Annotated in this window: 20 protein-coding genes and 2 pseudogenes; 6 read left to right on the forward strand and 16 right to left on the reverse strand. The window is 48.4% G+C overall.

Features of this window, described 5'->3' with window-relative positions; all coding sequences use genetic code 11:
* Positions 1-3: 3 nt before the first annotated feature.
* Together hicB and CRI63_RS22605 are read right to left on the reverse strand one after the other, a co-directional pair.
* Entirely contained in the window at positions 4-420 is a 417-nt protein-coding gene (gene hicB, locus CRI63_RS22600) for a type II toxin-antitoxin system antitoxin HicB (protein WP_135404470.1), read from the reverse strand.
* A gap of 43 nt (positions 421-463) precedes the next feature.
* Positions 464-640 carry a type II toxin-antitoxin system HicA family toxin gene (locus CRI63_RS22605; protein WP_135489312.1) on the reverse strand — a complete coding sequence of 59 codons (177 nt, stop codon included), beginning with the start codon at positions 638-640 and terminating at the stop codon, positions 464-466.
* A 221-nt stretch (positions 641-861) separates the two neighbouring features.
* Here CRI63_RS22605 and CRI63_RS22610 point away from each other — a divergent pair, with 221 nt between their 5' ends.
* Positions 862-1,092 carry a YncJ family protein gene (locus CRI63_RS22610; RefSeq protein WP_130219296.1) on the forward strand — a complete coding sequence of 77 codons (231 nt, stop codon included), beginning with the start codon at positions 862-864 and terminating at the stop codon, positions 1,090-1,092.
* A 92-nt stretch (positions 1,093-1,184) separates the two neighbouring features.
* Here CRI63_RS22610 and rlhA read toward each other — a convergent pair whose 3' ends face one another.
* Together rlhA and CRI63_RS22620 are read right to left on the reverse strand one after the other, a co-directional pair.
* Positions 1,185-3,146, reverse strand: coding sequence for a 23S rRNA 5-hydroxycytidine C2501 synthase (gene rlhA, locus CRI63_RS22615; RefSeq protein ID WP_135520865.1), 1,962 nt, complete (start codon positions 3,144-3,146; stop codon positions 1,185-1,187).
* 72 nt (positions 3,147-3,218) lie between these two features.
* Positions 3,219-3,755 carry an XRE family transcriptional regulator gene (locus CRI63_RS22620; RefSeq protein WP_130260852.1) on the reverse strand — a complete coding sequence of 179 codons (537 nt, stop codon included), beginning with the start codon at positions 3,753-3,755 and terminating at the stop codon, positions 3,219-3,221.
* A 52-nt stretch (positions 3,756-3,807) separates the two neighbouring features.
* Between CRI63_RS22620 and ydcO the strand changes: the two genes are divergently transcribed.
* Entirely contained in the window at positions 3,808-5,019 is a 1,212-nt protein-coding gene (gene ydcO / locus CRI63_RS22625; RefSeq protein WP_135520867.1) for a BenE family transporter YdcO, read from the forward strand.
* A 34-nt stretch (positions 5,020-5,053) separates the two neighbouring features.
* Here ydcO and CRI63_RS22630 read toward each other — a convergent pair whose 3' ends face one another.
* From CRI63_RS22630 to tehA, 3 genes and pseudogenes are all read right to left on the reverse strand, one after another.
* Positions 5,054-5,722 carry a DUF3313 domain-containing protein gene (locus CRI63_RS22630; protein WP_064527441.1) on the reverse strand — a complete coding sequence of 223 codons (669 nt, stop codon included), beginning with the start codon at positions 5,720-5,722 and terminating at the stop codon, positions 5,054-5,056.
* A gap of 299 nt (positions 5,723-6,021) precedes the next feature.
* Entirely contained in the window at positions 6,022-6,615 is a 594-nt protein-coding gene (tehB, locus tag CRI63_RS22635) for a tellurite resistance methyltransferase TehB (RefSeq protein WP_135489313.1), read from the reverse strand.
* Positions 6,612-7,605: pseudogene (tehA, locus tag CRI63_RS22640) on the reverse strand (dicarboxylate transporter/tellurite-resistance protein TehA). The gene tehB and the pseudogene tehA overlap by 4 nt, the downstream one beginning before the upstream one ends.
* 123 nt (positions 7,606-7,728) lie before the next feature.
* Here tehA and ydcK point away from each other — a divergent pair.
* On the forward strand, positions 7,729-8,709 hold the full coding sequence (gene ydcK / locus CRI63_RS22645) for a YdcK family protein (protein ID WP_135520869.1): 981 nt from the start codon (positions 7,729-7,731) through the stop codon (positions 8,707-8,709).
* Here the strand turns inward: ydcK and rimL are convergent.
* The 4 genes from rimL to CRI63_RS22665 all read right to left on the reverse strand — a co-directional run bounded on the left by rimL (position 8,701) and on the right by CRI63_RS22665 (position 12,890).
* Positions 8,701-9,240, reverse strand: coding sequence for a 50S ribosomal protein L7/L12-serine acetyltransferase (rimL, locus tag CRI63_RS22650; protein WP_135520871.1), 540 nt, complete (start codon positions 9,238-9,240; stop codon positions 8,701-8,703). The genes ydcK and rimL overlap by 9 nt on opposite strands.
* A 62-nt stretch (positions 9,241-9,302) precedes the next feature.
* Positions 9,303-9,527, reverse strand: coding sequence for a YdcH family protein (locus CRI63_RS22655; protein WP_130259051.1), 225 nt, complete (start codon positions 9,525-9,527; stop codon positions 9,303-9,305).
* Between the two features lie 138 nt (positions 9,528-9,665).
* On the reverse strand, positions 9,666-11,321 hold the full coding sequence (opgD, locus tag CRI63_RS22660; RefSeq protein WP_135520873.1) for a glucan biosynthesis protein OpgD: 1,656 nt from the start codon (positions 11,319-11,321) through the stop codon (positions 9,666-9,668).
* Between the two features lie 225 nt (positions 11,322-11,546).
* Entirely contained in the window at positions 11,547-12,890 is a 1,344-nt protein-coding gene (locus CRI63_RS22665; RefSeq protein ID WP_135520875.1) for a VOC family protein, read from the reverse strand.
* A gap of 216 nt (positions 12,891-13,106) precedes the next feature.
* On the opposite strand from CRI63_RS22665, the gene CRI63_RS22670 reads away from it, so the two are divergent.
* Entirely contained in the window at positions 13,107-14,030 is a 924-nt protein-coding gene (locus CRI63_RS22670; protein WP_130210229.1) for a LysR substrate-binding domain-containing protein, read from the forward strand.
* 30 nt (positions 14,031-14,060) lie between these two features.
* On the opposite strand, the gene CRI63_RS22675 is transcribed toward CRI63_RS22670, so the two are convergent.
* Positions 14,061-15,701, reverse strand: coding sequence for a methyl-accepting chemotaxis protein (locus tag CRI63_RS22675; protein ID WP_135520877.1), 1,641 nt, complete (start codon positions 15,699-15,701; stop codon positions 14,061-14,063).
* Positions 15,702-16,100: 399 nt separating this feature from the next.
* Between CRI63_RS22675 and CRI63_RS22680 the strand changes: the two genes are divergently transcribed.
* Positions 16,101-16,250 carry a type I toxin-antitoxin system Hok family toxin gene (locus CRI63_RS22680; RefSeq protein ID WP_130222704.1) on the forward strand — a complete coding sequence of 50 codons (150 nt, stop codon included), beginning with the start codon at positions 16,101-16,103 and terminating at the stop codon, positions 16,248-16,250.
* A gap of 65 nt (positions 16,251-16,315) precedes the next feature.
* Here the strand turns inward: CRI63_RS22680 and CRI63_RS22685 are convergent, their stop codons facing one another.
* On the reverse strand, positions 16,316-16,489 hold the full coding sequence (locus CRI63_RS22685) for a hypothetical protein (protein ID WP_135520879.1): 174 nt from the start codon (positions 16,487-16,489) through the stop codon (positions 16,316-16,318).
* A gap of 272 nt (positions 16,490-16,761) precedes the next feature.
* Positions 16,762-17,292 (reverse strand): cytochrome b561, encoded by a 531-nt coding sequence (cybB, locus tag CRI63_RS22690; protein ID WP_135520881.1) that lies wholly within the window; start codon positions 17,290-17,292, stop codon positions 16,762-16,764.
* A gap of 188 nt (positions 17,293-17,480) precedes the next feature.
* Here cybB and gap point away from each other — a divergent pair, with 188 nt between their 5' ends.
* A complete protein-coding gene (gap, locus tag CRI63_RS22695; protein WP_135409947.1) occupies positions 17,481-18,482 on the forward strand; it encodes a type I glyceraldehyde-3-phosphate dehydrogenase in 1,002 nt (333 codons plus the stop codon).
* A 40-nt stretch (positions 18,483-18,522) separates the two neighbouring features.
* Here gap and aldA read toward each other — a convergent pair whose 3' ends face one another.
* Entirely contained in the window at positions 18,523-19,962 is a 1,440-nt protein-coding gene (aldA, locus tag CRI63_RS22700) for an aldehyde dehydrogenase (protein WP_135520883.1), read from the reverse strand.
* A 195-nt stretch (positions 19,963-20,157) separates the two neighbouring features.
* Positions 20,158-20,959 (reverse strand): annotated as a pseudogene (gene ydcF, locus CRI63_RS22705) (DUF218 domain-containing protein YdcF).
* Between the last annotated feature and the right edge of the window lie 80 nt (positions 20,960-21,039).

The raw sequence follows: 21,039 nt of genomic DNA on the forward strand, positions 1-21,039 counted from the left end.
TAATTAAACCATTACCAGCGATAACTCTTTGCCCAGGGCTTTAGCCGCAAGCTGGACGGCGTCGATTTTTGTCGCATGATGCAAATCAAACAAGCGAGTGATCTCCTGCCTGGGTTTACCAATCCGCCTCGCCAGCTCTTGCTGGGTGATATCTGACTGTAAAAAAGCATTTAACAGCAATATCTTAGAAGCGACACTTAAAGGCACTTCAATAAAGTGATCGTTGTTATTTAATGGCGAAGGCAACGGGATTAGCTCGTTGTCTTCAAAATAAAAATCAAATGCGGTGAGTAAGGCATCTTTTGCTGCTTCCATCGCTTCAGCAACAGTTTCTCCCTGCGTTAACGCTTCAGGGATATCTACAAAAGAAACCACATAACCGCCTTCCGGCGCAGGTGTAAGAGTGACGGGATAACGCATAATTTTGACTGTCTCTCGCATGTCATTAACCTTCTGATGGCGATTAATTTAAACCGAGTTGTTTCAGGATTGCTTTACGCAATGGTTCTTTTATCTCGTCACTGGGGTGACGCGGCATGACGCTACGTCGCCCCTGAAACCTGAGTTTCAAATGGTGGCTGCCATTCGCCACATCGACGCCCTGAGATTCGAGCCAACGTCTGAACTCGCTTTGTTTCACATCGCCTCCCTGCCGCTGAGTATATCAACAAAGTAAACATTAATGTTTACATCCTTTTTTAATTTGCTCGAAAATAGCACTAATTCGCCGCAATGGTGGAAAGCAGTGCCAAATCAGGAAGGCAGGTTCCAGAAATTCTTTGCGCTAATTTGCAAAACAGAATAATAACTTAAAGAAACTATCGGCATCATAGCGGCAAAATGTAATAAACGGGTGGCGGGATGTTTACGAAAGCGTTATCGGTTGTCTTATTAACGTGTGCGCTGTTCTCAGGACAGCTCATGGCGGGACACAAAGGACATGAATTTTTGTGGGTGAAGAATGTGGATCATCAACTGCGTCATGAGGCGGACAGCGATGAATTGCGTGCTGTGGCAGAAGAGTCGGCGGAAGGTTTGCGCGAGCATTATTACTGGCAGAAATCACGCAAACCAGAAACGGGACAACGTTGAGTCGTTTGTTGCCGGATGCGGCATGAACGCCTTATCCGGCAACAATATCATGCAGATTCAATGAGTTGTGAATATCCCTGAAAGCTTGCGTTTTATCCTTTCCGCTTCGGCAATGTTTTCAGCAGATCATCCGGGCTTACAGATGCGACAACGCTTCCCGGTAACGGCATTTTCAGAATGTGATTTTTGATTTTACCGATGACGTGCATCTCACACGGGCGGCAATCAAACTTCAGCGTTAGTACTTCATCACCGTTAACCAGTTGCATCGGCGTTGCCTTCCAGCTTTTAATATTACCTTTCGCCTGTTTCGGACACAGATTGAAAGCAAAGCGCAGGCAGTGTTTGGTGATCATCACCGGGACTTCGCCCTTCTCTTCATGCGCTTCATACGCCGCATCAATCAGTTGTACGCCATAGCGATGATAGAACTCGCGGGCTTTATGGTTGTAGACGTTAGCAAGGAAGCTCAAATGCGTTTGCGGATAAACCGGCGCAGGTTCAGCAACCGGTTTACGACTGCCGCGCTGGTAGCTGGCAAGACGTGCAGCATCCAGCATTTCTACGGCTTCACGGCGGAACTGATTTAACAGACTGTTTGGCACAAACAGTGCCCCCGGCAAATTAATTTGCACATTGCGGGCGTAATAGATGGTTTGCCCCAGTTTTGCCAGGCCATCTTTCAGGTTATTCAGCGCTTTTTCGGCGTTATTCGCTTCATTGAACTGCCCATCCAGGGTATGAGTGATGCTAACACCCTCTTCGCTGGTTAACGTCAGAATGAGTTGTTCTTGCCAGCCACCCAGTTCAATGTCTACCGCTACCCGACGCTCGCTGGAGGTTTTCGTCAGTGCCTGTTGCCAGTTATGGTCAAGGTTACGGTTAAGCGGATGATGTGGGCGAATTTTATGCAAATCTGCTGGCATTTCATTTGGCCAGACGCGGTAGTGATTTTCTCCGGTTTTCTCTACCGTATTGGCGCGAAAGCCAACCACTTCACGTTTAATCATTACGTTCAGGCCATCGCCATTTGCCAGTGGCTCGGTGACAGCAACATCGAGATGATCTGTCGCCACTTTCAATACTTCACCCACCGGCAGGCCGATAAATTTCGGCGAATCGAACGCGCCAATGTCACCTTTACGCGCGTTAACAAAGTAGTCTGTGCTACCACGATGGAAGGTTTTTTCTGTCGAAGGCACAAAGAAATGTTCAGTACGACCTGATGAAGCACGAGCCAGATCGCCGCGCTCTTCAATAATGGCATCCAGCATCTGGCGATAATGGGCGGTGATATTCTTCACGTAGCTCATATCTTTGTAACGCCCTTCAATCTTGAAAGAACGCACGCCCGCATCGATCAACGCGCCCAGGTTGGCAGTCTGATCGTTATCTTTCATCGACAGCAGATGTTTTTCATAGGAAACCACCCGCCCCTGATCGTCTTTCAACGTGTATGGCAAACGGCACGCCTGGGAGCAATCACCACGGTTGGCACTACGTCCCGTTTGTGCATGAGAAATGTAGCACTGACCGGAATATGCCACACACAATGCGCCATGAATAAAGAACTCAATAGTCGCGTCCGTGGCCTGATGAATCGCACGAATCTGCTCCAGGTTAAGCTCACGCGCCAGCACAATCTGGGTAAAGCCAACGTCAGAGAGGAACTTCGCTTTCTCTACAGTACGAATATCACACTGCGTACTTGCGTGCAGTTCAATCGGCGGAATATCAAGTTCCAGAATCCCCATGTCCTGAACAATCAGCGCATCGACGCCTGTCTGGTAAAGATCGGTAATCAGTCGTTGCGCCGGTTCCAGTTCGTCGTCATGCAAAATGGTGTTAAGCGTGACGAAAATTTTTGCACCATAACGATGGGCAAATGGCACCAGTTCGGCGATATCTTTCAGACTATTACTGGCGTTATGACGGGCACCAAAACCAGGGCCGCCGATATAAACAGCATCGGCACCGTGCAAAATAGCTTCGCGGGCAATGGCAGCATCGCGTGCCGGGCTTAACAGTTCAAGACGATGAGAAGATACGGTCACTTTCTTATCCAGTAGCTGAAAAAAGGCGGTTATTTTAGCCACAAGCGCGACGTTGCGAAATAGTTTTCCTGTTCAACTACGCGGGTAATGGATAATGGAATGAAAATGCACGGTTTGCTCGCCACGGTTGCAATAGGCATGGGCAACATCTGCGGCAAAGCGTTCACCTTCTCCACTTTTAAGGCTTCGCCACTCACCACCAACGCACAGGTCAAGCTGCCCATCAATGACGACAACATGCTCGATAACACCCTTTTCGTGCGGTGTCGATTCGCTTATTGCACCGGGAGCCATCAGGATCGAGAAATGTTCAAAGCAGAGTTGCGGATCATAAGGAAATAAAGAAGTGATCACCATTGCCTGCTGTTGTGGATCATAAACGGATGGCGTAGCGGTCTGCGGCGGCGAAATAAACGTCGAAAACGGTACGTTCATTCCGGTAGCTATTTTCCATAATGTTGCGACCGTCGGGCTGGATTCATTACGTTCAATCTGCCCTAACATCGCTTTTGAAACGCCCGTCGCTTCTGCCAGTCGCGAAAGACTCCAGCCCCGCTGCTGACGAAGATGTTTAAGCGTAGTGGATAAAAAGCGAGCGAGATTTTCCATGCGACTCCTCCTGCAAAACGGGAGTTTATCACTTGTGCGTTATAACGGACAAATGCTACGGTGCCTGTCCGCTATAACGCACGAGGTAACTATGCGTCTGTTTTCCATTCCTCCTCCCACACTGCTTGCAGGGTTTCTGGCGGTCCTGATTGGCTATGCCAGCTCTGCGGCAATAATCTGGCAAGCGGCGATCGTCGCTGGAGCCACCACAGAGCAAATTTCCGGATGGATGACGGCGCTGGGACTGGCGATGGGCGTCAGTACTCTTGCCCTGACATTATGGTATCGCGTGCCTGTTCTTACCGCATGGTCAACACCCGGTGCTGCGTTGCTGGTCACCGGGTTACAGGGACTAACGCTAAACCAGGCCATCGGCGTTTTTATTGTCACGAATGCGCTAATTGTTCTCTGTGGTGTGACAGGATTATTCGCCCGTCTGATGCGTATTATTCCACACTCGCTGGCAGCGGCAATGCTGGCCGGAATTTTGTTACGCTTTGGTTTACAGGCGTTTGCCAGCCTGGATGGTCAGTTTATGTTATGCGGTAGTATGTTGCTGGCGTGGCTGGCGACAAAGGCTTTTGCGCCGCGTTATGCGGTAATTACGGCGATGATTGTTGGGATCGTGGTCGTTATCGCACAAGGTGACGTTGTCACAAAAGATATCGTTTTCAAACCCGTTCTCCCCGCTTATCTCGCCCCTGAATTTTCGCTTGCTCACAGTTTGAGCGTTGCACTCCCCCTTTTTCTGGTGACGATGGCTTCGCAAAACGCACCGGGGATTGCGGCAATGAAAGCAGCTGGGTATTCGGCTCCTGTTTCGCCATTGATTGTATTTACTGGATTACTGGCGCTTCTGTTTTCTCCTTTCGGCGTCTATTCCGTAGGTATTGCGGCTATCACTGCGGCTATTTGCCAGAGCCCGGAGGCGCACCCGGACAAAGATCAGCGTTGGCTGGCTGCCGCTGCGGCTGGCGTCTTTTATTTACTGGCGGGTCTGTTTGGCAGTGCCATTACTGGGATGATGGCTGCCCTGCCTGTAAGTTGGATCCAGATGCTGGCTGGTCTGGCGCTGTTGAGTACCATCGGAGGCAGTTTGTATCAGGCTTTGCATAATGAGCGTGAGCGCGATGCTGCTGTGGTGGCTTTTCTGGTAACGGCAAGTGGACTGACGCTGGTAGGTATTGGCTCGGCGTTTTGGGGATTAATTGCCGGTAGTGTCTGTTATGTAGTATTGAATTTGTTCGCTGACAGAAGCCGATAATCAGAAGCGCCATCTTGCGATGGCGCGACTGGCATTACTTTTTGTTAACGTCAAACATGGTCGCGTCGGTCGCCATGTCATCAATAACTTGCTTAATATTTTCGAAAGCCATTGGTGTGCTTTCGTTATTCAGGTCCTTACCTTCGCCCTGACGAACCACTTTGATAACTGGTTTGTTGGTAGCCGCATCAATCAGCTCACCTTCAAAGTACAGGCGGGTGTCCATGGTACGGTGACCCGTCGCCATTTGCGTCCCCGCTACCACTAATGCGACAGGAACAACTTCATAGAACTGTAACCCTTCTTTGCTGGTATCTACACCAGTAATAGCACCACGGAAAATCAGACTACGAGGCCCAGCGGTAGTAACCAGTGGTTTACGCTGTGAGATGGCTTCTTTCATTTCAGTATTGGTATAGCTCAAAATTCTATCCAGAACTTTTTGCCCTACCTGGGTAGAAGGTTTAGGCACCGGATAATAGGTGATTGGGTTCCAGACGATGCTGTCATATTTACTTTGATCAAAATTTGGATCAACCCAGCGTAATACCGGTTTGCCCGTTGCTGAAGTTGTTTCTTGAAGGTTGGAGTAATTGTTTAAAAAACCAGAATATTTATCTGGCTGGGTAATTTTAGAGGCACAACCTGACAGAGCCAACAAGCCGCATAAAGCCGCAACTTTCGCAATTGATGTGGTACGCATGAATAGTTTCCTGAGATGATTATATTACTTTTTAAGTTATAGCAAAAAGTACCGCTTCGTGTTGTGGCAAAAAAAGTGTTGGTGAAAATAAATTTTCCAGCCCCTTTTCTGACAATATAGTCAATGACGAAAAGGGGGCAGAGTCAATCGTCAGTTGTTAAATTTCAGGCAGTTAAGCCGATAAAAAACTTCAACCACTGTGATTTATTTCACATCACATCGATAAAAAATATGCTTATCGAAAAAAACAGCAGTTACACATCTCAACGTGGGCATTTTCATGCACCTTGCCCTTTAGCTTATTTTTTACGTGCCAGCATCGTGGCGAAACGTAGTTTAATACGATTGCCGTTAGCGTCGGTGCGGTGAAGTTCACCCACGTCTTCATTGTATTTCAGCATCTCCCAGCCTTCATAATATTGACGTAACTCCCCTTCTTTAAAGGCAAAGGGGAATCCGACGGTACATGGAAAATCAGCTGTGTCCATTGCTGCCACAATCAAGTTATAACCACCGGGTTTGGTGCAACGCTGCATATTGGCAATCAGTCCAGGAATGGTTTTCGCCTCCAGGAACATCAGCACCACGGTAGAAAGAATAAAATCGTATTGTCCATCAAAGGTCAGGCTATTTAGATCAACAACCTGGGTGCGCAAATTTTCCAGTTTTTCAATGGATTTGATGCGTTCGACGTTGGCAATGCTCATGGCATTTTTATCCCATGCTTCGACATCATAACCATTGGCTGCCAGGTAAAGGCTGTTACGGCCATTACCACAGCCCAGATCCAGCGTTTTACCCGGCTTAACCACTTTCACCGCTTCCAGAACTTCAGAGTGTGTGCGGGTTAATTCATATTTATCAGTGAAGTAGTTTTCATCACGAATGATCATTCTTTGTCCTCAGCTTTCATTAAAACGGCGCGCTCGGTTCTGATTAACAATTTTCCCTGCATCAGAAGCGCGAAAGTACGGATGAGCAGTAATGCGATAATAAAAATTGGTAAAAATAAATAACGGCACAGCCAGGGTATGGAAAAAGCCATTGTCGTTACCGCTTCCTAAATGCAAACCAGTGGTTGCCAGTGCAGATACGCCGAACGAGAAACTCCAGAATGAGGCATTAAACGGCTGGGAGAGATACCACGGCATCAGGCGTAACATAAAAAGAAGTTGCAGCAGACCGTAACCGAAAAGCATTTTCGCCAGCGTATCGCCCTCGCCACCGTTGACACTCAACCAGGCACTACATGCCACCAGCGCCGGTGCAAGCTGAATACCCAACGATGTACGCAGTGCCGTGGGCAATTCTCCCGAGCTGCGCAGACGCTGAAGGATCACCGGCTCAAGACTTAACCAGGAGAAAACACCAGCCCCTAAAAATACCAGACCGGCATCGGTGTAGCCCAATGCTCCACAGGCCATTGCACTGATGAAGTTGTTGGCAACAGTAGGTAAATAAAGTCCGGGTGTCGTAGCTTCCTCAGGATGGGAACCGCGCCATAAACCGGCTGTTTGCCAGGCGGCATAAGTCAGTTGTATCACCACACCAATACTGAACAGGCCCACCGCCAGCGGACGAAACCAGGGGACAAAACCAATTGCCACCAGCATCGTTGTTGCCGGAAACAAACTCACAAAACTGCTCATCACTGGATGACGCACTTCCGCCAGCACGCTATGCGGAAAGCGTATGAGTCGGGTAATAAATGCGCTAGTCAGTAATCCCCAAATGATCATTGCCAGAATCACCAGCCCATCGCCCAACCAGTGACTGACCTGCCAAACCTGGCTGGCATAGCGCCAGGCAAATCCCATCCCTATCGTCCCCAACACAATGCCAAAGTAACCTGCCGGTAAATTGAGCACTTTATCGCTCTGCATCTTCTTACTCATTTTGTTTAATTTATAAAGTATATTTGAAATGCATTTTATGGAAATTTGCTAAACATAGCCAGAGTCACAGAATTTGCTACGGTTATAGTAGGTCACCTGCGGGAAAACGCTATGCGCAAATATCGTCTTAGTGAAGAACAACGAGCTTTTAGTTATCAGGAAGATAGCGATAAAAAGAGTGTTTTATTGCGGCAGATTATTGCCATCGCTGATTTTAATGACGTAATAGCCGGAACGCCTGGCGGCTGGATTGATAATGAAACCGTATTGGCCCAGGACGGAAATTGTTGGATCTATGACCAGAATGCCATCGCGTTTGCCGGAACGGTGATATCCGGTAATACACGCATCACCGGAAGCAGCGAGCTATGGGGCGATGTTTGCGCGAAGGATAACGTCTGGATCGATAATAGCAAAATCAGTCAGGGCGCCCTGATAAGTGACAACGTCACAATTCATGATTCATTAATATGCGGAAATTGCAGGATTTCTGGTCATGTCTGCATTGATCAGAACTCAATGGTTGTCGCTGCGCAAGGTTTAACGCCCGACCACCATCTTCAGTTGCAAATTTATGATCGCGCAAGAGTCAGCGCCTCGCGCATTGTTCATCAGGCGCAAATATATGGTGATGCCATTGTGAAATTTGCGTTCATTGAGCATCGCGCCGAAGTTTTTGATTTTGCACGTATTGAAGGTAATGAAGAGAACAACGTCTGGCTGTGTGACTGCGCGAAAGTCTACGGACACGCACGTGTGATCGCCGGAACAGAAGAAGATGCCATTCCCACGCTTCATTACAGTTCGCAGGTAGCGGAACATGCCTCGGTGGAAGGCAATTGTGTGTTAAAACATCATGTTCTGGTGGGTGGTCATGCAATCGTACGTGGTGGCCCGATTTTACTCGACAATCACGTCACCATACAGGGGAACAGCCGCATTACAGGTGCGGTGATGATTGAAAACCATGTGGAGTTAACCGACCACGCCGTCGTTGCAGCCTTTGATGGCGACACGGTTCATGTCCGTGGTCCAAAAGTCATTAACGGTGAGGAGCGCATTACGCGAACGCCACTAGTAGGGTTATTGTGAATCGATAATACGCGCGTATAAGTTCACATCATCAAAGGCATCATTCAGGAACTCAGCCTGTTTAAGGCAACCTTCAAGGATAAAACCATTGCGCAAAGCTACCTGGTTGCTTTGCGGATTGCCCACCCGACATTTGATCACGAAGCGTCTGAGTTCACCAGACTGAGCGTAATGATGAATCAATGCCTGCAGCGCCTGAGAAATGATCCCCTGCCCCTGATGAGATTCGTCCAGCCAGTAACCGATTTCTGCGGCTTTGTTCTGCGGTTCAATACGGTTAAAAGACAGGACGCCAACAAGTTCATCTTCACTAAAGATCATGAACATTTTGGCATATCCACGCTGATGCAACATCATATTACCCTGCACCGTTTTTCGCGTGTCATCTTCGGTATTAACAGACTGTGGCCAGTTTAGCGAATTCTGTAACCAGCTTTTATTTTTACAGATTAAGTGATGAAGCGGCGTGATGTGATTTTCTGCAACGGAACGTAATTCAATTGAGTCACTAACTTTTATCGTCTCGGTCATGTCACCTCCGGTCAATCTGCGCGGCAATTTAAAAAGCCGCCTGGCAGGCGGCTTAAGGAATTTTACATCTCTTTGACGCTCTCCTGTTGCAGGATTTTGAGCATCTCATCTTTCAACTGGAGTTTCTGTTTTTTCATGCGGACCACTTCCGCATTGTATCCACGACCATCAGATCCTTCCATTCTGGCAATCTCATGATCAAGTTTGTTGTGCTTATCGAACAAGGACATAAAGCGAGGATTTTCGTTTTTCAGGCGGGATATTAAATCTCGGTATTCTGGAAACATACGCACTCCCTGTTAGTGGCTGACAAAGTGTACATGAAATACACATCATCAGATTACTCAGATAGTTTGGGGAAAAATGCGAGCGGGATCGAGTTTACCAGACGGCACCTTCCGTCAGAAGGTGCCGAAAAATGACGATCAATTCATCACGCGATCGTCAACGTATTTGCGCTTATCCGGAGCTGGTGGAAAATACTGATACAGCCATGTTTCACTGATGGCATCGCCCTGACAGCGGAGATACATCCGCATATCAACCGGATCAGTAGAGTCCGAAGTCGGATACCAGTCAAATTGAATACGGTAACCATCAATCGGTTCAATGTAGAGAATTTCGATTTGCTTCGCTTCACCGCTGGAGAGCGTAATAACAGGTTCAATCCCCTTAGGCGCAGCCGCTTTCAGGTCACCACCAACAAAATCGACGGCAAAACGACGCGCCCATTTTTCTGGATAATGCTCACCCGGCGCCCAACCTTCCGGAAAACCTCCCATGCCGGTACGCGTCGCCATAACACGTGCCAATGGACATTGAACAGGGGGATGTGCGCTCCAGTACAGACGATACTGGAATGCAAACTCGTCCCCTGCTTTTACTGCTTTTTCTGGCTGCCAGAAGCAGACAATGTTATCCAGCGTTTCACCCGTTGTTGGGATTTCCATCAGACCAATGGTGCCTTTGCCCCATTTATTACGAGGCTCTACCCACAAACTTGGTCGTTTGTTGTACCAGCCCATGATGTCTTGATAATGGGAGAAATCACGATCCAGTTGCAATAAACCAAAGCCTTTCGGGTTATTGTCGGTGTAGGCATTGAACTGCAATTTCTGCGGATTATTTAGCGGACGGCAGATCCACTCACCGTTGCCCCGCCACATGGAAAGACGGTCGGAATCATGGATTTGCGGATGAATAGTATCGCACATACGACGTTCGTTAGTGCCGCAACTAAACATACTGGTCATCGGCGCGATGCCCAGTTGTTTAATGTCTTTACGCGCATACAGGTGATTCTCGACATCCATAATCACCTGGTTCTTCTCACAGTGGATGGTGAACTTGTAGGCACCGGTAATACTGGGGCTATCGAGTAAGGCATAAACGGTAAAGGTGGTTGCGCCTGGTTTTACGGTATCAAACCAGAAAGCGGTAAAGTCGGGGAACTCTTCTTTGCTGTCGGTATAAGTGTCGATCGCCAGGCCGCGGGCCGACAAACCGTATTGATACGTGTCATCAACGGCGCGGAAATAACTCGCTCCGAGGAATGATACTACATCACGCCGCGCCAGTTCGGGGGCTTTAAACACGCGAAAACCGGCAAAGCCGAGATCGCTTTGCCCTTCTAATTGTTTGGTATCAACACCCGCATCGTTGTATTTGAACAACTCCGGGCGAAAGTGAATTTCACGCGCCAGATGTGTTGCTGGATCAACAGAAAACATACGAACGCGGCGACGGAATCCCATCCCCATATGGAAGAACTGAGCGTCCAGTTGACGGTTCTCGACGTTATGCCAGAGCGATTTTTCGGCGTCGTATTGAATACTGTTATAAGCCTGCGGCGTCATTGTCGCCAGAGTGTCAGGTAACGGACGCGGGGCACCACGCCACGCTGTTTGCGCTAAGTCGTGCGCCATTGACTGTAGAATGGAGAAGTCAAAACGCTGGGTTTGCCCGTCGGCAATATCAGAATCTGCCGCGAATGCCGCCTGAGAAAAAAGAGAAGCAATGCCGCTGGTACCGCACACGGCGGCCATAGCCATTGAACCTTTAATAAATCGTCTACGATCCATACCTGAAAGTGAGTCCTTCTGGTGTTGTGAATGGTCCCGCGCTGGTCGTTTTCAGCGGCAAGAAAGTGCTTATTTATGACCGCTCACTCTAGACAATATTTATTAATAATCCAATTGTTGAACTCAGAGAATATGCATAAATCGGCAATTTTTTTTATGTCGATGGGAAGAGCCTGATTCATTTGTAAAATCAGGCAAATTTTTGCAAAGCAGGATGGCCCGATTTTAAAGCAATCCACAGCGGCGTTTACTGCGTTCTTCCGCTTCCTTGTATAACTGAAATTCATCAAAAACCTGGCAGCCCAGCGCCTGCTCGAATGCCTCACGACTGGCATTACCATGACTGCGCGTCTGCGTTTCGTTACCGAGATTGGACTGGAAGATCCCTGCCGCACTCACCGGCAAAAAATCCTCATAGGTAATAGGTTGTGCGACAACCCAGCCACGTTCGATCAAAGGTTGCGGATCGTCCCCAGGATGTATCGCCTGACGATGCGCTTCACCCGATGGTGTCAGTCGATAACGGAACCATGCCAGCCCTTGCTGGCGCATCAAAAATTCGCTGTCCGGGAAAGCGCGAAAGGTTTCCTGCAAATGCAGTTGATGAGTGAGATTATCCTGTCCAGTTCCGGCATTATGCAGAAGTTCATCATACAGTCGCCGCCCTTTCGGCGTTAACGCCACTCCGCGCTGTTCTATCTCACCAAATCGCGCGGTATGCCTCCCCTGCTGTTGCCCCACAAACAGAACCGTTTCTTCCAGTGCCTTAAAGCTGGTTTGACGCAATAAAATAGGCACCTCGCGGCGCGGCGGCCCTTCGATGAGAATTTTTGGTTCGATACCGCATTCGGGCATCATCGACTGTACCCGATCAATGTCCAGCGTGCGTGGCGTCAGGTGATTGATATGACAGCCCGGAAAACAGACTACATCAGCGATCAGTCGATGCTCGTTATGCAACGCGTGATAGGTTTCTTCATCTACCGTTGCTGACTGATGCCAACGAAATGTCTCCAGGGCTTCCCGCACAAACTCCCGCGCTTGCGCTTCGCTAAAACCGCCCTCCCGATCATATTCATCTAACAGTTGCCGACAACGTGGGGTAAAGATATCGCGCTGGCGTAAAATCTCCGCCGCCTTTTGGCGCAATATTTTGTTTTCGATAAGCTCAAGGCGGAGCAATGAGGTAAAAACGCGGAAAGGATTACGCGCAAGCGAGGCATCATCGATGGGCCGAAATGCCGTAGAATGTACCGGCACGCCAGCCTGCGAGAGATCGTAATAACTCACCGGATACATTCCCATAATGGCGAATATCCGCCTTAATGTGGCAAGTTCCTGCGCGGTTCCTACACGTATCGCCCCATGACGTTCAACGTTAAGCCTCGCCAGTTCATCCGCATTCACCATTTTTTCATGCAGTTGGGGATTATTTTCCAGCACAGCCATATTCACGTCAGCGACCAGTTCCAGCAACGTACCATACTGTGGAACTTCTTGTTGATACATGGCTGACATTGCCTGCGAAAACTGTTCCCGAATCTCATCCGCTGTGATGCTGTTCGCCATAATGTCTACCCCCAGTGGTCAATTATCTCGAGTGTAGGTAACCGCATTCACTCTGGTGGGAAGAATTTACAAACTGTGATCTCGCCACGAAATCATCAATATTATCGATTTCGATGTAACATAATCACTTTAAATGTTAATAATATTTTGCAATCAAGTTATCATAATCAAACAACATCACTTGTCAGCGGCACCGCTTCGTTTTTAACATCGCTTATGGAAAAAAATAGTCTGTTTAGTCAGCGCATCCGTTTGCGCCACCTTCATACATTCGTAGCTGTCGCACAACAAGGAACTTTGGGGCGCGCGGCTGAAACCCTTAACCTGAGTCAACCGGCACTCTCTAAGACATTGAATGAGCTGGAACAATTGACGGGGGCTCGCCTGTTCGACCGAGGACGTCAAGGCGCACAGCTCACCTTACCTGGCGAGCAATTTTTAACTCACGCAGTCAGAGTTCTTGACGCCATCAACACCGCAGGACAATCACTTAATCGTAAAGAAGGTCTTAACAATGATGTCGTCAGAGTGGGCGCGCTACCTACCGCGGCACTAGGGATATTACCTTCGGTTATAGGTCAGTTTCATCAGCAACAAAAAGAAACCACACTGCAAGTTGCCACCATGAGTAACACGATGATCCTGGCGGGATTAAAAACAGGGGAAATCGATATTGGTGTTGGTCGGATGTCAGATCCTGAACTGATGACCGGACTTAATTACGAGCTGCTGTTTCTCGAATCACTTAAGTTAGTTGTTAGGCCTAATCACCCCCTGCTTCAGGAGAACGTAACGTTAAGTCGGGTACTGGAATGGCCTGTTGTCGTATCACCAGAAGGCACCGCGCCACGGCAGCATTCAGAGGCATTAGTAAAAAGCCAGGGATGTAAAATTCCTTCAGGCTGTATTGAAACGTTGTCTGCATCACTTTCACGTCAGCTTACGGTTGAATACGACTATGTGTGGTTTGTTCCTTCTGGCGCTGTGAAAGACGACCTGCGTCATGCCACACTGGTGGCCCTGCCTGTTCCGGGGCATGGCGCAGGCGAACCTATTGGAATACTGACCCGCGTAGATGCAACACTCTCTTCCGGTTGTCAGTTGATGATTAACGCCATTCGAAAATCAATGCCGTTCTGAAAAGTAAGGGATCTTACGATCCCTTTTTTATCACACCGTTGCCAAACTCACTGAATTCCCTGTTCCTTGTTGAGCCGCCTGAACTGGTTGTTTCTTCAGACGGAACACATCCACGGCTTCCGTTAACCGCGCCGCCTGTTCTTCAAGAGATACCGCCGCAGCTGAAGCCTCTTCCACCAAAGAAGCGTTCTGTTGCGTCACTTTATCCATTTCAGAAATCGCCTGGCTAACTTGTGTGATACCTCTGCTTTGTTCATCTGAAGCGGCAGCTATTTCTTGCATGATATGTGTGACGCTCGCCACGGCATCAACAATAGCGCTCATGGTTTTCCCTGCCGTTGCCACTTCATCGGTCCCCTGGCCAATTAACCTGACGGACTCACTGATCAAGCCTTCAATCTCTTTCGCAGCCTGGGCGCTGCGGCTTGCAAGTGTACGCACTTCGCTGGCGACAACGGCAAATCCGCGTCCTTGTTCACCGGCTCGTGCGGCCTCAACGGCGGCATTGAGCGCCAGGATATTGGTCTGGAAGGCAATACTATTGATAACAGCCGTGATTTCAGAAATTTTCTTCGAGCTACTGGAGATATTACCCATTGTCCGCACTACACCTGAAACTGTTTGTCCGCCATCTCCGGCTTTACTTGAGGCCTCTTGCGCCAGTTTGCTGGCATGATGTGCGTTATCAGAATTTTGCTTCACTGTCGCGGTGAGTTGCTCCATGCTGGCGGCGGTTTGTTCAATTGCCGCCGCTTGTTCTTCGGTGCGTGAGGAAAGGTCAGCATTACCGGCAGAAATCTCACTGGTGCCACGATAGATCTCTTCTGCCCCCTGACGCACCGTTCCCACCGTCAGTGCCAGCGAATGCTGCATTTGCTGTAGATGGCGACTTAAGCGGCCAATTTCACTGCGGCCAGTGGATTCGTCAACCAAAGTCAGATCGCCACTGGCTATTTTTTCAATCCGTTGGGCGGCGTGTTGCAAAGGACGAATGACAATCCGATGTAACACCATAAAGGTTATCAGCGTCATAACCAACGCAAGTATAAATGCGCCAATCATAAACATCCCTCCCAGACGAGTACGCTGATGCGCCTGTTCCGCTAGCTGGTTTGCTCTAGCGCTACGTATCTCAATGGCTTTGCTTAACTGCTGGTTATAGGCATTATCAAGCGTTCTGATCTGTTCACTTTCATGATTGATAATGGCTTCAAACATGCCATTTTTGGCATATTTCAACATGGGTTGCAGGCCGGAAATATAAGCCTGGAAACGCTGATTTAATTCTCCGTCCAGCGCATCGTCAGCGGGCGTTTTCACCAGACGAGTACGGTAAACGTTATAGCCTTGTTGCGATTGCTTTATTTGCAATTCCGCTTGCGCAATATTTCGCTTCATCTCTTCCATTTCAGCGATACGACTCGCTGCCCCGGCCTGAATCATATTGATCCGGGCTGAACGCAATAAATCTGAGCTGTTTGCTAAACCCGTGCGTATCTGGATCTCGCCGCTGACATCGCGCTGATCGCGGTCTGCCTGCCAGAGAAAATACCCCGCCAGGGATGAACTCAATGCAAACAGAAACAGGATGCCGCCAAGAATGCAGGCAAATAATGGAACCAGCCTGATGTGATGTAAAAAGCCTAAGCGGTGTGAGGATGTTGTATTCATGACCGTTGTCTCTCTTCCTGGTTTACTCCCGATAGAGAGTCATCGGCAATCGATGGTAATTGCTTACTGGCAAAAACCTGTTCATATCACATTTTTACAACAATTTTTGCGATGAGAGATTATTACCATCGGAATGAAGAGACTTACGAGTAGTTATACCTTGTAAGGCGTATTACGAAAAATTCTGGAAAATGCCACGCAATTTCGTGAAGTGATTATTTCGCTGGTAAGGGTAATTGCATAGAATGTTTGCGGGCGCCTGAGACTTTCTGGTTTCAGGCTTACCGGGAATCAGAAAGACGAAGGCCCCGATCGATATTTCTATCAACCGAGGCCGACGAATGAACCTAGCAATTCAGATGTTAGCCTCTTACCTGCCATCCGGCAAGGAGAAAGGCTATGAAGCGCAACCCCCTGGTGGTGTGTCTGCTCATTATCTGTATCACGATTCTGGCATTCACCCTCCTGACCCGACAAACGCTCTACGAACTGCGATTCCGGGACGGTAATAAGGAGGTGGCGGCTCTCATGGCCTGTCAGTCCAGGTAAGGGCCTGCGCGGGGAGCATTCCCCGCGTATCTGGTTGACGAGTTCATTTTCTCATGGCGCCCCATTTAATTAGTGCATGTTTTTTTCGATGCGCTGATAGAACCATCATTACAGACAAATTTGCCGCCAGCTGTACAGTGAGGGCTCCCCCCTTTCGCACCAGAACAGGGTTTGCGCCCGGCATCAACATAAAAAGACATCAGTAATCCCATCAGTAAAATAAAGAGCAACTTTTTCATACAACCTTCATGACTTGCCGAATCTTATGTTCGGTATAAAAGTTATACGCTGTGCAGTCTTTATTTCACTTAGGGAGATCAAGGATTGGGGAAATTGAATTTCAATCTTAACAGTAGATATGTTGATTAAATATCAACCCGTTGAACATATAAACTCGGATTATGGTTTTATTTGTCATACAAATAAATATAATAGGCGCTTCCGATGTAGGCCCGTATTCTTCGCCTGTACCACGGGTCTGGTTTAGTACAGGCGCTTTCTTCTAATACCCTCAGGAGCGCTTACGCGGCATCATGCGCAAAAGCGTGTTGTCTTTCCAGAAATAGTGGTGCGCCAGAGCTGCAGCCGCATGAAGCCCGATAACGAAATATCCCAGATTGGCCAACGTTTCATGCCACCACTTTAATCTATCCACCAGGTCAAAATTGGCCTCTGACGCGTAAGACATCGTCAGACCAAACGCAAACCACGGATTACCCCGGTTATACATCATCACCAAACCAATCACTGGCAATACAATAAACAGGAGATAGATCACCAAATGTCCCAAATGAGCGAGTCCCGTCATCATGGGCCTGGGTTTCGGTACAATGGGCGGCGTTGGGTATTTCAATCTGAGTAACAGACGAAGCACCATCAGCACGAGAATTGAGATGCCACATGAAACGTGGATCATGTTGATCACCGGACGATCGCTACGCGGGAAAAAACCACGAAACTCCATTGCACAATAGGCTGCAATAACCAGCAAAAAGACCAGCCAGTGAATGCCAATTTGTAACCTTGAATATCTAATTCCCATAACATTTCCTGCTTTAACACAATTTGCCGTTAACATAACGAGCTTTTCTTAAAATTTCATTAAATATTGTTCACCCGTTTTCAGTACGTTACGTTTCATGGCAAAAATGTAGATTGCCCATCCTGTCATCCTGGTCTAAGCCTGGAAAGGACTAATTTCTACCCACAAGTTCTTGACTGGAGAAAACCATGAGCAAAGTTGGCATTAACGGTTTTGGTCGTATCGGCCGGCTGGTATTACGTCGGCTACTTGAGATTAAAAGTAACATTGACGTTGTCGCCATTAATGATCTTACATCTCCGAAAATTCTCGCCTACCTACTAAAGCACGATTCAAACTACGGTCCTTTCCCCTGGAGCGTCGATTTCACAGAGGATTCACTTATTGTTGATGGAAAAAGTATTGCGGTTTACGCCGAAAAAGACGCGAAAAATATCCCCTGGAAAGTAAAAGGTGCTGAAATTGTCATTGAATGTACCGGTTTTTATACTTCCGCAGAAAAATCCCAGGCGCATCTGGACGCTGGCGCGAAGAAGGTGTTGATTTCCGCTCCGGCAGGAGAAATGAAAACCATCGTTTATAACGTCAATGATGGCACTCTGGATGGCAACGACACCATTATTTCCGTGGCGTCATGCACCACTAACTGTCTTGCGCCTATGGCCAAAGCATTGCATGACAGTTTTGGGATAGACGTTGGCACAATGACAACGATCCATGCCTATACCGGCACCCAGTCTCTGGTGGATGGTCCGCGTGGTAAAGATTTACGTGCATCGCGGGCGGCGGCGGAAAATATCATCCCCCACACTACCGGTGCGGCAAAAGCCATTGGTCTGGTGATCCCGGAACTTAGCGGCAAACTTAAAGGTCATGCGCAACGCGTGCCAGTGAAAACCGGTTCAGTGACCGAGCTGGTGTCTATCCTGGGGAAAAAAGTGACTGCTGAAGAGGTGAATAACGCACTAAAAAAAGCAACGACCAATAACGAGTCATTTGGTTATACCGACGAAGAAATTGTCTCTTCCGATATCATTGGCAGCCATTTTGGTTCGGTGTTTGATGCGACCCAAACGGAAATCACCGCAGTGGGCGATTTACAACTGGTGAAGACCGTCGCCTGGTACGATAACGAGTATGGTTTTGTCACTCAACTCATTCGTACTCTGGAAAAATTCGCCAAACTCTGACCCGCGCTGGCGGAGGAAAAACCTCCGCCTCTTTCATATCTTACGACTGCAAATAGACCACCTGAGTCTGCAGATACTCATGCAAACCATGTTTGCCATCTGCGCCGCCAATACCCGACTTACGCCATCCAGCATGGAAACCTTGCATAGCTTCGAAGTTTTCTCGGTTGATGTAGGTTTCGCCAAACTTGAGTCCTTTGATGGCTTTCATCGCCACGTTAAGATTCTCGGTATATATCGATGACGTCAGGCCATAATCGCTGTCGTTGGCCATGGAGATAGCCTGTTCCAGCGTGTCAAAAGCGACTACCGGCAGCACTGGCCCAAAGGTTTCTTCGTGCATAATGGACATTTCCTGTCGGACATCCAAAAGCAACGTTGGCGGATAATAATAACCTTTCCCTTCTACAGCCTTACCACCCAACGCGATTCTCGCGCCCTCTTCTACTGCCCGCGCTACCTTTTGTTCCACCCTTTCCAGAGCCGCAGCGTTAATCAGCGGCCCCATCGCAATGTCGTTACGTTCGGCGGGGTTACCAAATTGAACCGCCTGCATTGCCTCGCCCAGTCGATTAACAAAGCGATCGTAAATACCTTTCTGCACATAGACACGTTCCGCACAGTTGCACACCTGCCCGGTATTTATCACGCGTGAATCAACAATGGCTTTGACGGCCAATTCAAGATCGGCGTCATCCATCACGATAGCAGGGGCTTTGCCCCCCAGCTCCAGACACACTTTGGTGATATTTTTCGCCGCGGTCGCCATGATTTTTTCTCCGGCAGCGACGCTGCCTGTCATGCTGACCATAGCGACTTTTGGATTACCCGCCAATTCCTGACCAACCGTTTCACCGCGTCCTAACACAAGGTTAAACACGCCGCGTGGTAAGCCAATTTCGTCGACGATTTTAGCAAATGCGATCGCATTGTTTGGCGTAAATTCGCTCGGTTTGATGACGATGGTATTGCCTGTGAGAAGAGCTGGCGCCATTTTGCGAGCGATCAGGAAAAACGGGAAGTTCCACGGTAGGATACCGGTCGTTACGCCTAAAGCGCGTTTAAACAGCAGGATGTTTTCCCCAGGACGATCACTTTGAATAATCTCGCCCTCGTAGCGACGAGCCCATTCCGCCATGTAATCGATATAGTCAGCAGTAAAAGCGACTTCAACTTCGGCCAGCTGTTGAATTTTGCCGCCTTCCTCGACGATCAATGAACTAATTTCACTGGCCCGTTCGCGGATCCCCTCAGAGATTTTCCGTAACCAGTTCGCTCGTTCAATCGCGGGTAATGCTTCCCATTCTGGCTGTGCACGCTCTGCTGCATCGATTGCTTTGCGAGCATCTTCAGCCTGACCATCAGGAATGCGGGAAATCACTGCCTCTGTTGCGGGGTTAACCACATCAATCCATGCGTCGCCGCGCCAGGTGACAAACTGTCCATCGATATACATAGGATGTTGAACGGGTACAGACATGGGCTACTCCTGCGATTGATATGTTTATATTTTGTAATTCACATGTTAATTAGCATCAATCACAGCAGAGAAGGCATCGTGGATGTGCAATTTTGTGAAAGGCTTCATAAAAAGAGATACGACGGGAATAAAGAGAGGAAGAAAAAGATCATATTATTACCCGTTTGCAATCATTTGTTCACAAACGGGCAATTATTAGCGCAGTGAACGACTCTCCATTGCCTCAATAAGCACTGCGTCATGCTGTAATAACTGCCATGCCTGCGTAACTTCTGACGGAAAATCGACGTGAACGATAAAATCGCGTCCGCGCGGTCCATAGCCATCGCTGTCATCGCGCAAGCGTGGCAGCTCGCCAGTAAGTAGGGACAAATATCGCTCAACTGGCCATAGTCCTGTCAGCGGATTAGCAAACGTCACGCTGCCTGCATTATTTCCCAACTGTGGTACGAATCCCGGATAACTTAGCCAGCGAGGTGCATCAGGATTATCTCCTGTAATACGACGGAACGTCGCCATGGTTCGGCGTTGCATAGTGGGATCCTGGACGACAATCGTGGTATGGACTCGCTCTGCTAACTGATTCAATAATGCGATACTGAAACGGGCATTTTCTCCACAGTTAGTTGACTGGTCTTCAATCCAGATTTTTTCCTGCGGAATGTGCCAGAACTGATGAGCGATATCCGCCAGGATGGTCGCTTCTGCCCTGCCAGTGGTACGGATAGTGTTGTAGTGCGGATGCTGTGCAACAGCGCTATACAAAAAAAGTTGTCGAGTGACCGATACCACCACTAATCAGTAAAGGAATTTGCTGATCTCTTGCAATCTTACAAGCGGCATCGATAGTGGGAATGACAGCATTGCCTGCAAGTATCACGCAATCGGCCTGATACGGAGCTTCACCGGAGAAATCATCCTGCGCCAGCCATCGACCGATAACGTTTATAGCATCAATGGTTGACGCTGAAAGCGTCGGAAACGGGTTAATATTCATGGTCCCTCCTGATCGTTCCCTTAAGAATACTGCGTGAGATAATAAAGAGAAGCGGAGCACTCTGAAAGGAGGAAGCCGTA

This window comes from Escherichia sp. E2661 (assembly GCF_004745185.1).
GTDB lineage: Bacteria > Pseudomonadota > Gammaproteobacteria > Enterobacterales > Enterobacteriaceae > Escherichia.

Excerpts from the sequence above, each read along its gene's own strand:
- hicB (WP_135404470.1), bottom strand. The coding sequence starts at position 420 with ATGCGTTATCCCGTCACTCTTACACCTGCGCCGGAAGGCGGTTATGTG.
- CRI63_RS22610 (WP_130219296.1), top strand. The coding sequence starts at position 862 with ATGTTTACGAAAGCGTTATCGGTTGTCTTATTAACGTGTGCGCTGTTC.
- CRI63_RS22620 (WP_130260852.1), bottom strand. The coding sequence starts at position 3,755 with ATGGAAAATCTCGCTCGCTTTTTATCCACTACGCTTAAACATCTTCGT.
- ydcO (WP_135520867.1), top strand. The coding sequence starts at position 3,808 with ATGCTACGGTGCCTGTCCGCTATAACGCACGAGGTAACTATGCGTCTG.
- CRI63_RS22630 (WP_064527441.1), bottom strand. The coding sequence starts at position 5,722 with ATGCGTACCACATCAATTGCGAAAGTTGCGGCTTTATGCGGCTTGTTG.
- tehB (WP_135489313.1), bottom strand. The coding sequence starts at position 6,615 with ATGATCATTCGTGATGAAAACTACTTCACTGATAAATATGAATTAACC.
- ydcK (WP_135520869.1), top strand. The coding sequence starts at position 7,729 with ATGCGCAAATATCGTCTTAGTGAAGAACAACGAGCTTTTAGTTATCAG.
- rimL (WP_135520871.1), bottom strand. The coding sequence starts at position 9,240 with ATGACCGAGACGATAAAAGTTAGTGACTCAATTGAATTACGTTCCGTT.
- CRI63_RS22655 (WP_130259051.1), bottom strand. The coding sequence starts at position 9,527 with ATGTTTCCAGAATACCGAGATTTAATATCCCGCCTGAAAAACGAAAAT.
- opgD (WP_135520873.1), bottom strand. The coding sequence starts at position 11,321 with ATGGATCGTAGACGATTTATTAAAGGTTCAATGGCTATGGCCGCCGTG.
- CRI63_RS22665 (WP_135520875.1), bottom strand. The coding sequence starts at position 12,890 with ATGGCGAACAGCATCACAGCGGATGAGATTCGGGAACAGTTTTCGCAG.
- CRI63_RS22670 (WP_130210229.1), top strand. The coding sequence starts at position 13,107 with ATGGAAAAAAATAGTCTGTTTAGTCAGCGCATCCGTTTGCGCCACCTT.
- CRI63_RS22675 (WP_135520877.1), bottom strand. The coding sequence starts at position 15,701 with ATGAATACAACATCCTCACACCGCTTAGGCTTTTTACATCACATCAGG.
- CRI63_RS22680 (WP_130222704.1), top strand. The coding sequence starts at position 16,101 with ATGAAGCGCAACCCCCTGGTGGTGTGTCTGCTCATTATCTGTATCACG.
- CRI63_RS22685 (WP_135520879.1), bottom strand. The coding sequence starts at position 16,489 with ATGAAAAAGTTGCTCTTTATTTTACTGATGGGATTACTGATGTCTTTT.
- cybB (WP_135520881.1), bottom strand. The coding sequence starts at position 17,292 with ATGGGAATTAGATATTCAAGGTTACAAATTGGCATTCACTGGCTGGTC.
- gap (WP_135409947.1), top strand. The coding sequence starts at position 17,481 with ATGAGCAAAGTTGGCATTAACGGTTTTGGTCGTATCGGCCGGCTGGTA.
- aldA (WP_135520883.1), bottom strand. The coding sequence starts at position 19,962 with ATGTCTGTACCCGTTCAACATCCTATGTATATCGATGGACAGTTTGTC.